This window comes from Actinophytocola sp., from assembly GCF_009379765.1.
GTDB lineage: Bacteria > Actinomycetota > Actinomycetes > Mycobacteriales > Pseudonocardiaceae > Actinophytocola.
The window spans coordinates 39,165-52,903 of sequence record NZ_WHTD01000041.1 but is presented as its reverse complement, the minus strand read 5'-3'; the positions used below and the strand labels follow the sequence as shown (position 1 = coordinate 52,903).

Genomic DNA, 13,739 nt, shown 5'->3' with positions numbered 1-13,739 from the left:
GCGCTGGACCAACGACTACATCAACCTCGCCAACCTCCGCGCCGCGCTGCACCCCGACCTCGACCGCGCCACCGTCGACGCCGCGCTCCAACGGCTCAACCACGTCCCGAACATCATCATCGCCCCGGACGACGACCAAGAGCGGATGACCCCCGAGGAACGCACCGCGGCGCTGCGCATCGGCGGGCAGGCCAACCACCTCATCACCTTCTTCCACCCCAACCCGTAAACCTGCCCGCATCCCTGCGCCGGCCACTGTGGAGGACCACGCCATGACCCACCCACACACTGACCCACCCGACGCTGACCCACCCGACGCTGACCCGCCGGGCGTCACCCCAACCCCGACCGCACCCGCCGTCGCGGCCGGCGGGCACGACGCGTCGCGTGTCGACGCCACGATCGGCACACGACACCTCACCCCCACCGGCCTTCCGTCGCGTTCCGCCGCGGCGGAGCACGACGCGTCGTGCTCGGATCCGGCGCTGCAGGCGCGACGGGTCGACACCGGGGGCGTCGCCCGTGACGGGGACATGTCGTGTGCCGCCGGCGACACCCGACGCGTCGGTCCTGGCCAGCCGCGACGGGTGTGTGCGTGGTGTGAGGGGCCGATCCCGGCCGGTGCGCGTCGGGACGCGGTGTGCTGCTCGGTGCGCTGCCGCCAAGCCCGACACCGGTTCGGCCGCACCGTGGGCCGCCCGCCGCTGCGGGGCGTAGCCGTCGAGCCCGGCCGGCCGCTACGCCTCGCCTACGCCGACCCGCCGTATCCGGGCAAGGCGCACCTGTACCGCGGGCACCCCGACTACGCCGGGGAGGTCGACCACACCGAGTTGATCCGTCGCCTGTCGACCTACGACGGATGGGCGCTGTCCACCTCCGCCGCCGCGCTGCCGGCCGTACTCGCGCTCTGCCCGCCCGGGATCCGGGTCGCTGCCTGGCACCGCGGGGAACGACCGAACACCAGCCGGTGGCCGCTCAACGCCTGGGAACCGGTGATCTACCACCGCGGCCGACCCGCCGACCCCGCCGCGCGCACCACGCGGCGCACCGATTCCCTCGTGCACGGCGTGTCCCCGATGACCACCCTCCCCGGCCGGGTCATCGGCGCGAAACCCGCCGCGTTCTGCCGCTGGCTGTTCGACCTGCTCGGCGCCGCGCCCGGCGACACCCTGGACGACCTGTTCCCGGGCTCCGGTGCCGTCACCCGCGCCTGGCACACCTTCACCCAACCCCACCCCAACCCGCCCAACCGGGCCGCCCCGCCGGACCCGGCACACCAGGACCGGGCCGACGCGTCGCGCCAGGTCCTGCACGACGCGTCGCGTCACCCTCGAGCCGAGCACGACACGTCGCGCCCGCCGGCGGGCGCGACGCTGTTCAGTGAGGAGGTCCCCGCGTGAGCACGCAGTGAGCCGACCTTGCTCGGTCCGTGCCGCGCCACGCACCACCGCCCGACCGCACAGGCATACCGTCCGAAGGGGGACACGTCGATGCCACACCAGCCGTTGCCTCACCAGCCGTTGCCTGACCCCGCCGATCCTGTGGCCGTCCGCGCCTGGTTGGACGACCACGCCCCGCACATCGCCGCGGTGCGCGCGTGGTCGGTCCGGCTACTCGCGCCGCTCGAGTCGGCCGGTGCGGTGCCCGAGCTCGGCACACCCGCGTGGGTCACGCTCGCCGACACCGACCCGCGCAAGCTCGCCGCCGCGCTGCGCCCGGCACTGGCCTACCTGCTGGACGGGACACCCGCCGCGGTCACCGACCGGCTGCGGACGGAGCTGGACGCGTTCGCGACCGCGTGGCGCCGAGCGCACAAGGAGGCTTCCGCCGAGCTGTCCCGCTACGTGGCCGACCGCGGCTACAGCGTCGGGCCCAGCCACGCCGAGCTGGACCGGCGCCGTCAGCTCACCAGCACCGCCCCGTGCGGCGTGTGCGGCGCGGCGGTCACCCTGCGCCACCCGCTGCCCGACTCGCACGCCGCCCGGCTGCCCGACCTGAGCTGGGTCCGCTGCACCAGCTGCGCACCCGCGGCACAACCGGGCCAGGCCGCACCGCCGGCGCAGCCGGTCGGCCGCAGGAGCGCGGCGTGAGCACTCCCGCGCGCCCGTTGCGGGTCGTGCCCAACCTGGACCCCGCCGCGGTGGACGCCGCGGAGGCCGAAGCACGCACCCAGGTCGCCCGCGCCCGCGCCGAACTGCCCACGCTGGACCCGGTGGTGTTCGACTGCTTCCTCGGACGCCTGGTCCGCAAGGTTGAGGACACCAGCGAGGCCGACCCGGTCGCGGTCCTGGCGTCGCTGATCTGCGCCGCCGGCGTGCACATGGGGCAGGGCCCGCACGTGCGGGCCGGCGACGACCCGCACCCACTGCTGGTGTGGCCGCTGATCGTCGGCCGCACCAGCAGTGGGCGCAAAGGCACCAGCTGGTCCACCGCCCGCCGGCTCATCGACGCCGCCGCCACCGAGTTCGTGCACACCAACCTGCGCTCCGGGCTGTCCTCCGGTGAGGGCCTGGCCGCCCGGTTCGCGATCGAGGACACCGACGCCATCGACGGGGTCATCGACCCCACCCGCGACCTGCGTCTGCTGGTCCTCGAACCCGAATGGGGCGGGGTCATGGCCAAGATGCGCCGCGAGGGCAACAGCCTCTCCGCGATCCTGCGCTCCGCATGGGAGGGCGGGGACCTGTCCACCCTCACCGTCAACCAGCGTCTCGCACCGTCCTCCCACGTCGGGATCGTCGCCCACATCACCCCCCAGGAGTTCCGCTCCCGCCTGGACTCCTCCGACATGGCCGGCGGCACCTACAACCGGTTCCTGCCGCTGGCCGTCGCCCGGTCCAAGTTCCTGCCCTTCTCCCAAGGCGCCAACCCCGCCCTGGTCGCCGAGCTCGGCGCCATCCTCGCCGGCCGGCTCGATCTCGGCGCCGAGCAACGCACCATCGGGTTCACCGGCCCCGCCGCCACCCTGTGGCGCGCGCTGTATGTCGAGCTGTCCACCGACCACAACGAACGCCCCCAGGTCGAACAGTTCATCTCCCGCGCCGTGCCGAACTGCCTGCGCATCGCCGCGATCCACGCCGCGCTGGATGGCCAGCCCGCCATCGGCCCCGAACACCTCACCGCCGCCGCCGCCCTCGTCCGCTACTCCATCGCGTCCGCCCGCGCGATCTTCGTCGACACCGCCACCCCCAACAAACTCGCCGCCTGGATCGCCGAGGCCGGACCCACCGGCCGCACCCGCAAAGAAATCACCACCGACCACTTCGCCGGCAACAAGAAAGCCACCGAGATCGAGACCCTGCTCACCCAACTTGCCCACACCGGCCGCATCACCAAAACCACACGGCCACCCGCCACCGGCCGCGGCCGACCCGCCGAGATCTACACCGCCCGCGACCCAACGAAGGAAACGAACTAACGAACCAAGCCCCCCACCAGCACAAACGCCCACGACTTTGTTCGTACCTACGAACAAAGTCCACCACAAAACCGCAGGTCAGGACGTTAGTTCGTACCTTCGTTTCCTTCGTCACCACGGGCGCCACGGGCGCCAGAACGGAGCACAACCGTGAAGACCGCCGCCCTGTCTGTCAAGCAGTTCTGCGAGGAGCTGGGGATCTCCCGGTCCACGTTCTACGAATGGCGGGCCAAGCAGAGGGCGCCGCGCTGCATCAAGTTGCCCAACGGCGAGATCCGCATCCGCCGCGCCGAGTACGACCGCTGGCTTGACTCCCGCGAGGAGGCGGCCTGATGGCCAAGACCTACAAGGTGCGGATCTGGAAGATCGAGGTACGAAAGAACGCGCGGGGGAAGGTTACGAGCTATCGAGTGCGGTGGGAGGTTGCCGGGGAAGACTTCCGGGAGTCGTTCAAACGCGATGCGCAAGCAGACAGCTTTCGATCTGATCTGTTGTCCGCACAACGCAGCGGCGAAGCGTTCGACACCACAACCGGATTGCCTATCTCTCGCGCGCGGAAAGACACCGACGCAAGCTGGTATGACTTCACCTGCAAGTACGTTGACATGAAGTGGCCGGACTTGGCCGCAACTGCCCGACAGACTACCGCCGAAGCGCTCATTCGCGTTGCATCGGTCTTCGTGCCGAACGGAAATTCGGCGACGCGCGCTGGAGAGATTCGATCCGCGTTGCGGCAGTGGGGATACAACACAGAACTTCGTACGAATGGCGTGATTCCGGACGACGTGCGGATGGTTCTCGACTGGTGCTCGCGTAACACAATGTCTGTGCGAACGGCGAGTGAGCCCGACACGTTGCGGCGTTTGCAGCGCGCCGTCACTCGTAGGCTGGACGGAAAGCCGTTCGCACCGACGGTAGCGCGAAAAACTCGCTCCGTTCTGTGGAATGCGCTTGACTACGCAGTTGAGGAAGGTTTGATCGACGCTAATCCGCTCGCCGGGGTGAAGTGGACCGCCATGCCCAAGGGGAAGCGGAAGGTGGATAAGCGCGCTGTGCCAAACCCGATTCAGGCACGTACGCTACTCAACGCGGTGCGCGATACACCACGTAGCGGGAAGCGTCTGGTGGCCTATTTCGGGACCATGTACTACTCGGCCCTGCGGCCGGAGGAAGCTGTGGAGCTCAACAAACGCAATCTCGCGATCCCGGAACCCGTGTGGGATTCCGAGCGTGAATGCTACGTCTACGAGTGGGGCGATATTCACCTTGACGAGGCGGCGCCACATGTTGGCGCGCGCTGGACGGACGCCGGGACTCCGCGCGACAAGCGGCAGCTCAAGTCCCGCGCGGCCGGTGAAGGTCGGACCGTGCCGTGTCCGCCTGAGTTGACGGAACTGCTCTGGGAGCACATCAACCGATACGGCTTCGGGGAGGATGGCCGACTGTTCCGTGGCGAGCGCGGTGGACAGATCCCGATGATCACCTACACCCGCACGTGGCGGGCAGCCCGGCGTCGTGCGCTGATCGAGGAGGCGCAGGCGACGCCGCTTGCAGCCCGGCCCTACGACCTTCGGCATGCGGCGGTGAGCACCTGGTTGACCGCCGGGGTGGACCCGGCGACGGTTGCCGAGTGGGCCGGGCACTCGCTGTCGGTGCTGATGGAGGTCTATGCCGCCTGCCTGTACGGGCAGGACGTGGTGGCACGTCGCCGAGTGCAGGAGGCGCTGGGACACCGCACGTAGCGTGGGCACGCATTGGGCACACACAGCCGTAAACGCTACGAGGCAGCCGGACACAGTCGGACAGTGTCGGATTCCGACCGGGCTCCGTTGGTGCTGGTCAGCGGCCGTTTTCCCTGGTTGATGTGGGGCGCCCTTGACAGGATTCGAACCTGCGACACCTGCCTCCGGAGGGCAGTGCTCTATCCCCTGAGCTACAAGGGCCCATCGCGTTCGCGACTTGGCGAGCCTAGCGTATCCGGTCCGGCCATCGCGGGGCGGCTACCGTGATCGGCATGAGCGGGTTGCGGCGGCTTTGGGTCGAGTCGGGTGAGGTGCGGCTGGCGGTTCTCGAGCAGGGGGATCCCCAGGCGACGACGGTCCTGCTCGTGCACGGGTATCCGGACAACTCGACTGTCTGGGACGGGGTCGCGGAGCGGCTCGCGGATCGGTTTCACGTCGTTCGGTACGACGTGCGGGGGCATGGTGGCTCGGAGGCGCCGGCGAGCAGGGACGGGTACCGGATCGAGGCGCTCAACGCCGATCTCCGGGCGGTCAAGGACGCCGTCAAGCCGGCGGAACCCGTGCATCTCGTCGGGCACGACTGGGGGTCCATCCAGTGCTGGCCCGCGCTCGACCAGCGGCTCTTCCGCTCCTACACCTCCATCTCCGGGCCCGACCTGGACCAGATCGGCGCCTGGATGCGCGGGTGGCCGAGGCGGCCGGGCAAGGTGGCGCGCCAAGTCGCCCACTCGTGGTACATCGGGGCCTTCCAGGTGCCCGTCATCCCCGAGCTGATCTGGCGGATCCCGTGGCTGCGGCGCAAGTTCCACGCCACGTACCGCGACGCCAGCAACGGGGTCCAGCTCTACCGGGCCAACATGGGCGGTCGCCTGACGAACGGGGGGCCGCGCACGATCGACCTACCGGTCCAGCAGGTCGCGCTCACCCAGGACCCGTACGTGACCAAGCCGCTGCTCGAGGTCGCCGAGCCGTGGTGCCCGACCCTGTGGCGCCGCGAGCTGGCCGCGGGTCACTGGGCGCCGCGCACCGACCCGGCCGCCGTCGCGCGGCTGATCGGCGAGTTCGCCGACCACGTGGACGGTGCGCCGCCGACCAGGGAGCTCCGTCGGGCTCGGGTCGGGGTCCGGCGCGAAGAGATGGCCGGGCAGCTCGCCCTCGTCACCGGGGCGGGCAGCGGGATCGGCAGGGAGACCGCGCTCGCGCTCAGCGCGGCCGGCGCCGAGGTCCTCTGCGTCGACATCGACTTCGACGCGGCCGAGCGGACCGCCGAGGAGGCGGGCGGGCTCGCGTTCCAGCTCGACGTCGCGGACGGGACGGCCACGCACAAGCTCGCCGAGCACATCGCCACGGAGCACGGCGTGCCCGACCTGGTCATGGCCAACGCCGGCATCGGGGTCAGCGGCTCGTTCCTCGACACCAGCGAGGAGGACTGGCGCCGCGTCCTCGACGTCAACCTGTGGGGCGTCATCCACACCCTGCGCGCCTTCCTGCCGAGGATGGTCGAGCGCAAGGAAGGCGGGCACGTCGTCATCACGTCGTCGGCCGCGGGGTACGTCCCGAGCCCCGCGCTGCCGGCCTACAGCACGACCAAGGCCGGCGTCCTCATGCTCGCCCAGTGCCTCGCCGGCGAGCTCGCCCCGCACGGCATCGGCGTCAGCGCGATCTGCCCCGGCTTCGTGCACACCAACATCACCGCCACCACCCGCTTCGCCGGCGCCGGACCGGACGAGGAGAAGAAGCTGCAGCAGCGCGCGTTCGCCCTCTACGGCAAGCGCGGCTACGGGCCGGAGAAGGTCGCCGCCGCCGTGGTCGCCGCCGTGCGGGAGAACCGCCTGGTCGTGCCGGTCACCCCGGAAGCCCGGATCGGCGCGATCGGTGCCCGGTTCGCGCCGGCCACGACCAGGGCGATAGGCCGCTGGATGGACACTCGAGTCGCGCGTGAGGCCGACTCGTAAAGATTGCATGCATGCGCATATGACTATACTTTGACCCGGTAGGAATGGAGCCGGGTATGGGTCACGGGCACACGACCACCAGCGCCTCCGGGCGCTACGTGGGCCGGCTGGCCGCCGCCTTCGCGATCACCGCGACGTTCATGGTCGTCGAGGTCACCGCGGGCATCGCGACCTCCTCGCTCGCGCTCATCTCCGACGGCGCGCACATGGTCACCGACGTCATCGGCGTCGGCCTCGCGCTCGCCGCGATCCTCGCCGCCAAGCGGGCCCGGCACCGCCCCAGCCGCACCTTCGGGCTCTACCGCGCCGAGGTCCTCGCGGCGCTCGCCAACGCCGTCCTCCTGTTCGGCGCCGCCGCGTACGTCCTGTACGAGGCGGTCCGGCGGTTCAGCGACCCGCCCGAGGTCCCAGGACTGACCGTCGTCATCGTCGCGCTGCTCGGGCTCGCCGCGAATGTCAGCTCGTTCCTGTTGCTGCGCAAGGGATCTGCGGAAAGCCTGAACATCCGCGGCGCGTACCTCGAGGTGCTGGCCGACCTGTTCGGCTCGCTCGGCGTCCTGGTGAGCGGTGCGGTCATCCTGCTGTTCGGCTGGAGCTACGCCGACCCGATCATCGGTGTCGCGATCGGCCTGTTCGTGCTGCCGCGCACGTGGACGCTCGCGCGACGCTCGCTGCGGATCCTGTTCCAGCACGCCCCCGAGCGGGTCGACGTCGACGGGCTCACCGAGGCCGTGTGCGCGCTGCCCGGCGTGCGCGAGGTGCACGACGTGCACGTGTGGACGTTGACCTCGGGCATGGAGGTCGCCTCGGCGCACGTCACCGTGGCGCCCGGAACCGACCAGGACGAGGTGCTGCGCGCGGCCCAGGCGATGCTCGCCGCCGACTTCCACATCGAGCACGCCACCCTGCAGGTCGAGACGAAGGCGACCGCGGCGAGCTGCCACGAGCTCCACTGGTGAACACCGCGACGGCCGGTCCGGGTGGGAGCCCTGGACCGGCGTCGGGTGTCGGCCTCGATGCAGACCCAGGCCGACGATCGACAGCACGAGGCCCGCGATCGTCAGGCCGTTGTTGGTGGCGCGACCCTTGCGCACCCTGGCCAACCCGATCGCGGAGAAGATCACGCCCAGGACGACCAGCGGCCAGGCGACCACGCCGATGAGGGGGATCGGCGAGAACACCGCGCCGACCAGGCCGAGGACGAACCCGGTGGTGCCGAGCCCGTTGCTGGGCGACGCCACGGGGTCAGGTCGCCGTTCTCCGTCTCCAGCCAGTCGTTGCGCCGCGGGAGGCCGCTCGTCCGCCGCGTCGCCGTCGTTGCCGGCGAGCACAGAACCCGCGAGTCCAACACTCAGGACCAGCGAGTCCAACGGTCCGGACCCGGCGCGCGCCGGCGAGTGTCCTAACCGGACAGCGCGGGTCTGCGCCACCTCGGCCACAGGGGTGGCCGTCCGGGAGATGGAAGGTCCGCGATCCGGCCGAAGAGCAGGGTGAATCCGGCGGCGGGAAGGGCGTAGGTCGCGACCACCCACGGCAAGGCGGCCAGGTCGAGACCGACGCCAGCTCGCCGAACGTCGAGGGTGCGTTCCTGGTCGTTGCCATTACGATTCGCCCCCCGCGCAGCAGCCGTGCGGTGTTCCGCCACCACTTGCCTGACTTGATGCGGTGTCGGTGAGGCTGTCAGAGCGTCCAGCTTCGAGTCGCGACCACTGGGCGGTGGGGCGTCCGTTGGTCCGCGTGTTGCCGTCGACTTGCACCTGTTGTGGCCAGCCGGGGGGCAAGTCCTCCCACGGTTCCTGGCGTCCGTACACGGTGAGGTCCATGAGCGCGTAGTTGTTGTCCATCACCTCTGCGCCGCGGCCGTTCGTCCAGTAGGTTTCGAAGACGCGGTCGCCGTCCCGTAGGTAGCACACCAGGTGGAACAGGCCGATTTGGCGCCCGACGAAGAGTTCGTCGAGGGAGGCCTGTGCTGAGTACCACGGCATGTCCCAACCCATGAAGTCGTGGTAGCGGATGCTTTCGTCGTAGGGACCCTGACACAAGACCGCGTAGGTGATGTCGCGCGAATGAAGGTAGGACCGCTCCGCGACCTGGGTGGTGACCCAGGTGCAGCCTTCGCACTGCTCGGGTGCGGGCCGGCCGGGGTTCCACATGAAGTAGTAGGCGATGAGCTGTCGGCGACCTTCGAACGCTTCGAGCAGGGTGAGCGATCCGTGGGGCCCGATCAGCGCGAGGTTGGCGTCTACCTCGATCATGGGTAGGCGCCGTCGGGCCGCAGCGATCGCGTCGCCCTCCCGGGTGTGCGCCTTCTCCCGAACCCGGAGCGCGTCTATTTCGGCTTGCCAACCGGTGCGGTCGACCACCGGTGGCAGCGGGCGGGTGTCATTCATGTTCCTGTCTCCCTCTCGTGCTGTTCCCTGTCGTGTGGTGGCTTGTTGGCGGCGGCGCGATCGAGGTGGTCGACCAACGCGCCGAGCGGCGTGTCCCAGTCGCGCGCGAGCGCGGCAAGGAACTGCTGCGCGACCTGCATCGGCGCGGAGCGCAGTCGGTAGCGAACTCGGCGTCGTTCACCGGGCTCGGCGGTGACCAGACCGGCTTCGGACAGCAGAGCCAAGTGCTTGGCGATGGCCTGCCGGGTGATCGGCAGTCGGTTCGCCAACTCGGTGACCGTGGCGGGACCGTCGGCAGCCAGGGCGGCCAGGATGTTGCGCCGAGTCGGATCGGCCAACGCGGCGAAGACCTGTTCCGCGACCGCCTCCATCTCAGGCGGCATCGAGATACTCGACCAGTTCGTCGAGTTTTCGTGCCCAGCCCTCGACGTGCGCATCGAACTCCTTGCGGTACGCCACATCCGGCAGCTGCGCGAACCCTGTCTCGATCACGGTCAGCCGCGTTCGGCCGCCAACGGGTTCGAGGACGAACTCGACGTAGGTGCGGCGTGGGTCGTCCTTGGGCAGGCCGCGAAGCTGCCAGGTGAAACCGAACGTCGTCGGTTCGTCCACGCGTTCCACCCGTAGGTCGGCGGTGTTTCCGTCGTTCCAGCGCAACTGACCAGCGCCACCCGGACGCAGATCGATCGTCGCGGCCTCGCCGAACCACGTACCAAGGCCCTCGGCCGTCGTCAGCGCCGCCCACACCGTGTTCGGCGGGTGAGCTATCTCGACGGTCCGCTCGATGCGATCGGGGAAACTCATTCCAACCTCCTCCAGTAGCAATCAATCGGTTGCCACATTAAGGCAACCAGCCGGTTGCGTCAAGCCGCCGATCTTGCTTGCAACCGCGGTCGTACCCAGTGGCGGCGGCCACCCGTACGGCATGAACGGCTGGAGTGATGCTTCAGCCATCGATCTCGGCGATGAGCTGGCGGGTCAGCGCGTCGGTGGCCCAGTCCGCCCAGTCCGCCCGCGGCCAGGCGCGTTCGTGGACCAGCAGGTGGTAGGTCTCCGGGGACAGGACCGCCAGCGCGATGTCGGCGGCCCGTCCCGCGCTCAGTCCGGGACGCAGGGCGCCCTTCGCGGCCAGGGCGGCGGCGAACGCGACCTGGACCGTGTGGCGCTGGGCGATGTTCGTGCGCCACAGGTCGGCGACCCCGGGATCCACCGCGGCCGCCGCGCGGAGCACCTCCAGCAGCGGCACGACGCGGGCGTGCACCTGTGCCGTCATCGCGACCATGCGGCGCAGCTGGTCCGCGGGCGGCGCGGCCATCGCCTCCATCACCTGCGGCCGGTCCAGGGTCGCCACCGGTGCGGCGTCGCCGGCCACCTCGACGTCGAGCAGCTCCGTCAAGATCGCCCGCTTCGTCTCGAACGTGTAGTACAAGGTCTGCACCGCCACGCCCGCCTCCGCGGCGATCGCCTGCATCGACGTCGACCCGTACCCGCCGCCGACGAACAGCGCGCGTGCCGCGCCGAGCATCCGCGCCCGCGTCGCCGCCGCCTTGGCCGCTCGCTTCCCGCCCGCCATCGTCACCTCCGTGATAGTAATATAACTAGAGTAGTCCTCTAGTGAAGGAGTCACATGATCGACAGGACCCACGACGCGGCCGTCTACGAGACGATCTGCGGCGGATACGACGACCGGCTGTTCGCCGCGGCCGCCATCGGGACGACCGACCGCGTGCTGGACATCGGTTGCGGCTACGGCCGAACCACCATGGAAGCGCCGCGCCGCGCACCCGAGGGCCACGCGGTCGGCAACGATCTCGCGGCGCCGCTGCTCGAGCACGCCCGCCGGACCGCCCGGTCGGAGAACATCCGCAACATCACGTTCGAGCAGGGCGACGCGCAGGTACATCCTTTCCCCACCAAGGAGTTCGACGTCGCCATCAGCCGGATGGGCACGATGTTCTTCGCCGACCCGGTCGCCGCGTTCGCCAACATCGGCGCGGCGCTGCGGCCCGGCGGCCGGCTCGCCTGCGCCGTCACGGCCGACCCGAGGGAGAACGACCTCGCGATGGTGCTCGGCTCGGCAGTGGCGGACCACCTGCCGCCCCGCACCAACGAGATCGGCGCCCCTGGCCTGTCCTCGCTGGCCGATCCCGACCGCATCCGCGAGGTGCTGACCGCCGCGGGCTTCACCGACACCGGCATCGAGAAGATCGAGACCCGCATCGCCGCGGGCCGGACCGCCGCCGAGGCCGCCACCCTCATCCTCGGCTGGGGCGCGGCCGGCCTCGATGTCGACGATGCCACCAGGACCCGGATGCACGACGCGCTGGCCGAGGGGCTCCGGAACCATCGGCACCCGGACGGCATCCGGCTACGCAGCGCCGGATGGCTCTTCACCGCCACCTGTGTGTGACGGCCGGCCCGCCCGGCTACCGCCCGGGAGTCGCCGGAACCGCCAGGGCCAGCGCGAGGTTGCCGTCGAGGAACATTAGGCCGCGCTCCTGGAACTGGCCGAACGCGTCCTCGATCGCCGCGGTCGGCGCGGCCGCGCCGATCGCGGTGTGCACGGCCCTGGCCGTCGTCGGGCGCTCGCTGCACGCGAGGTAGATGTCGGCGAGCGTGTCGTGGAAGGTGTAGGTCCCCTCGTGGCCCGGCCGGCGCACGTCGTAGATCCGCAGGAAGCCGGGCGCGGCCCGATACACGAGCGCGGGTGGCGGGTCCGACCGCCAGGCCTGGGACCACTCCGCCACCGCCTTGCGCAGCGGCGCGTACGCGGCCGGCGGCAGCGCGGGCTCGTGCTCGAAGAAGTACGCGACCCGTCCGATGTCCATAGTGGATGGATAGACGTGCCGGTGGCTCGCCTCGGGTCGCGGCGGCGGCAGCCGGAACCGGTCCGGCTCGTCGTACAACGGGCTGAACCGCTCGAGCGAGACCTGGTTGGCGCTGCCCGGTGGCTGCAGGTGCACGAGGTGCGGGACCGCCGCCGCTTGTGCCGCGTAGTCCTCCGCGGTCTCGCCGGGGAAGCCCCACAGGATGTTCCAGGCGACGCTGATCCCGTAGTAGCGCGCCCACCGCAGCAGGTTCACGTTCTGCGCCGCGCGGACGCCCTTGTCCATCAGCCGCAGGACGGTGGAGCTGAGCGACTCCAGGCCGGGCTGCAGGCTCGTCACGCCACCCCGGGCCAGCGTCCGGAGCTGCGCCCGGGTGAGGTTCGCCTTGACCTCGTAGAAGAACTGGTAGTCGCTGCCGGCGAGGGTCGGGAACAGCTCCGTGAGGTATCGCGGGTCGAGGATGTTGTCCACCGCCTCGAAGCGGAAGTTCCCGTACCGCCGTGCCTGCCCGGCCAGCTCGTCGAGCACCCGGCGCGGCGACTTGGCGCGGAAGGCCATCGTCGACCCGTTGAGGCCGCAGAACGTGCAGTGGTGCTTGGCGCCCCACCAGCAGCCGCGGGCGGACTCGAACGGCAGCCAGACGTCGTCGGTGTCGATCTCCAAGGTCGCCGCGCGGTCGAAGTACTCGGCGTAGTCGGGCGCGGGCAGGTCGTCGAGCCGGGCGTTCGGCGGCTCCGGCGGGGTCGCCGTCTCCCGGGTGGCTACGCCGGGAGTCCCGGTGGGGTCGGTGCCCTCGGCGATCGCGGACAGCAGGCGGGGAAACGCGGTGTCGCCCTCGCCGATGACCGCGAAGTCGACGCACTCGACCGTGCGCACGAGCTCGCGGCCCATCTCGCCGTCGAAGTTGGCGCCGCCGAACACGGTCACGATGCCGGGATACCGCTCCTTCAGCCGGCGCGCCAACGCGAACGACGCGGTGTTCTGCTGAAAGGTCGAGCTGAAGCCGACGACCTGTGTCCCGTCCCAGGGAAAGCCGTCGACGATTCCGTCGAGGTACTCCGGGACGTCGTGCTCCCGAATGCGAAGCAGATCGTCGGGAGACCCGACGACCCCGAGCTCCTCGCCGAACTCGGCCAGCAGCCCGGCCTCCCGATCGGGCGCGGCGTCGCCGAACGCCTCGATCGAGAACAGCCACTCGCCGACCAGCCGGCTGTAGTGCTCGGCGAGGAGCCGGTAGCGGTCCGGGCCGATCCGGGCCGCGAAGTCCAGGTTGGCGTGCAACGTGCGCACCCCGAAGCCGTGCGCCTCGCCGATCGCCTTGAGGAGCCCGAGCTGGATCGACGGCCGGTTCACGTTCATGAACGGCATCGACACGAGGACCGTGCGCAGGTCGGCCATGGCGGTCA

At 70.4% G+C, this 13,739-nt stretch carries 13 protein-coding genes, 1 tRNA gene and 2 pseudogenes; 9 read left to right on the top strand and 7 right to left on the bottom strand.

From position 1 onward, the window contains the following. The 6 genes and pseudogenes from GEV28_RS15175 to GEV28_RS15150 all read left to right on the top strand — a co-directional run. Nucleotides 1-229 (top strand): annotated as a pseudogene (locus tag GEV28_RS15175) (hypothetical protein); the annotation flags it as partial. A gap of 43 nt (nucleotides 230-272) precedes the next feature. Beyond that, entirely contained in the window at nucleotides 273-1,400 is a 1,128-nt protein-coding gene (locus tag GEV28_RS15170; protein ID WP_291412707.1) for a hypothetical protein, read from the top strand. Nucleotides 1,401-1,520: 120 nt separating this feature from the next. Then, nucleotides 1,521-2,090, top strand: coding sequence for a DUF2742 domain-containing protein (locus tag GEV28_RS15165; protein ID WP_291412706.1), 570 nt, complete (start codon nucleotides 1,521-1,523; stop codon nucleotides 2,088-2,090). Then, the gene (locus GEV28_RS15160) at nucleotides 2,087-3,418 is read left to right on the top strand and encodes a DUF3987 domain-containing protein (protein ID WP_291412705.1); all 1,332 of its coding nucleotides are present in this window, start codon (nucleotides 2,087-2,089) and stop codon (nucleotides 3,416-3,418) included. The genes GEV28_RS15165 and GEV28_RS15160 overlap by 4 nt, the downstream gene beginning before the upstream one ends. 150 nt (nucleotides 3,419-3,568) lie before the next feature. Next, the gene (locus GEV28_RS15155) at nucleotides 3,569-3,751 is read left to right on the top strand and encodes a helix-turn-helix domain-containing protein (protein WP_291412704.1); all 183 of its coding nucleotides are present in this window, start codon (nucleotides 3,569-3,571) and stop codon (nucleotides 3,749-3,751) included. Further along, nucleotides 3,751-5,160, top strand: coding sequence for a tyrosine-type recombinase/integrase (locus GEV28_RS15150; protein ID WP_291412703.1), 1,410 nt, complete (start codon nucleotides 3,751-3,753; stop codon nucleotides 5,158-5,160). Before GEV28_RS15155 ends, GEV28_RS15150 begins: the two co-directional genes overlap by 1 nt. A gap of 128 nt (nucleotides 5,161-5,288) precedes the next feature. On the opposite strand, the gene GEV28_RS15145 is transcribed toward GEV28_RS15150, so the two are convergent. Further along, nucleotides 5,289-5,361, bottom strand: a tRNA-Arg gene (locus GEV28_RS15145). A 71-nt stretch (nucleotides 5,362-5,432) separates the two neighbouring features. Between GEV28_RS15145 and GEV28_RS15140 the strand changes: the two genes are divergently transcribed. Further along, complete coding sequence (locus GEV28_RS15140; RefSeq protein WP_291412702.1) at nucleotides 5,433-7,115, top strand: SDR family oxidoreductase; 1,683 nt, start codon at nucleotides 5,433-5,435, stop codon at nucleotides 7,113-7,115. A 44-nt stretch (nucleotides 7,116-7,159) separates the two neighbouring features. Further along, complete coding sequence (locus GEV28_RS15135) at nucleotides 7,160-8,074, top strand: cation diffusion facilitator family transporter (RefSeq protein WP_291412701.1); 915 nt, start codon at nucleotides 7,160-7,162, stop codon at nucleotides 8,072-8,074. 66 nt (nucleotides 8,075-8,140) lie between these two features. Here GEV28_RS15135 and GEV28_RS15130 read toward each other — a convergent pair. From GEV28_RS15130 to GEV28_RS15110, 5 genes and pseudogenes are all read right to left on the bottom strand, one after another. Continuing rightward, a pseudogene (locus tag GEV28_RS15130) lies at nucleotides 8,141-8,389 on the bottom strand (DUF4190 domain-containing protein); the annotation flags it as partial. A 327-nt stretch (nucleotides 8,390-8,716) separates the two neighbouring features. After that, the gene (locus GEV28_RS15125) at nucleotides 8,717-9,505 is read right to left on the bottom strand and encodes a DUF899 family protein (RefSeq protein WP_291412700.1); all 789 of its coding nucleotides are present in this window, start codon (nucleotides 9,503-9,505) and stop codon (nucleotides 8,717-8,719) included. Then, on the bottom strand, nucleotides 9,502-9,888 hold the full coding sequence (locus tag GEV28_RS15120; protein ID WP_291412699.1) for a metalloregulator ArsR/SmtB family transcription factor: 387 nt from the start codon (nucleotides 9,886-9,888) through the stop codon (nucleotides 9,502-9,504). The genes GEV28_RS15125 and GEV28_RS15120 overlap by 4 nt, the downstream gene beginning before the upstream one ends. Next, on the bottom strand, nucleotides 9,878-10,309 hold the full coding sequence (locus GEV28_RS15115; protein WP_291412709.1) for an SRPBCC domain-containing protein: 432 nt from the start codon (nucleotides 10,307-10,309) through the stop codon (nucleotides 9,878-9,880). Before GEV28_RS15115 ends, GEV28_RS15120 begins: the two co-directional genes overlap by 11 nt. 142 nt (nucleotides 10,310-10,451) lie before the next feature. Then, a complete protein-coding gene (locus tag GEV28_RS15110; RefSeq protein WP_291412698.1) occupies nucleotides 10,452-11,078 on the bottom strand; it encodes a TetR/AcrR family transcriptional regulator in 627 nt (208 codons plus the stop codon). 54 nt (nucleotides 11,079-11,132) lie between these two features. Here GEV28_RS15110 and GEV28_RS15105 point away from each other — a divergent pair, with 54 nt between their 5' ends. Beyond that, nucleotides 11,133-11,915, top strand: coding sequence for a class I SAM-dependent methyltransferase (locus GEV28_RS15105; RefSeq protein WP_291412697.1), 783 nt, complete (start codon nucleotides 11,133-11,135; stop codon nucleotides 11,913-11,915). 16 nt (nucleotides 11,916-11,931) lie between these two features. On the opposite strand, the gene GEV28_RS15100 is transcribed toward GEV28_RS15105, so the two are convergent. Beyond that, on the bottom strand, nucleotides 11,932-13,731 hold the full coding sequence (locus GEV28_RS15100; protein WP_291412696.1) for a RiPP maturation radical SAM C-methyltransferase: 1,800 nt from the start codon (nucleotides 13,729-13,731) through the stop codon (nucleotides 11,932-11,934). Nucleotides 13,732-13,739: the final 8 nt, after the last annotated feature.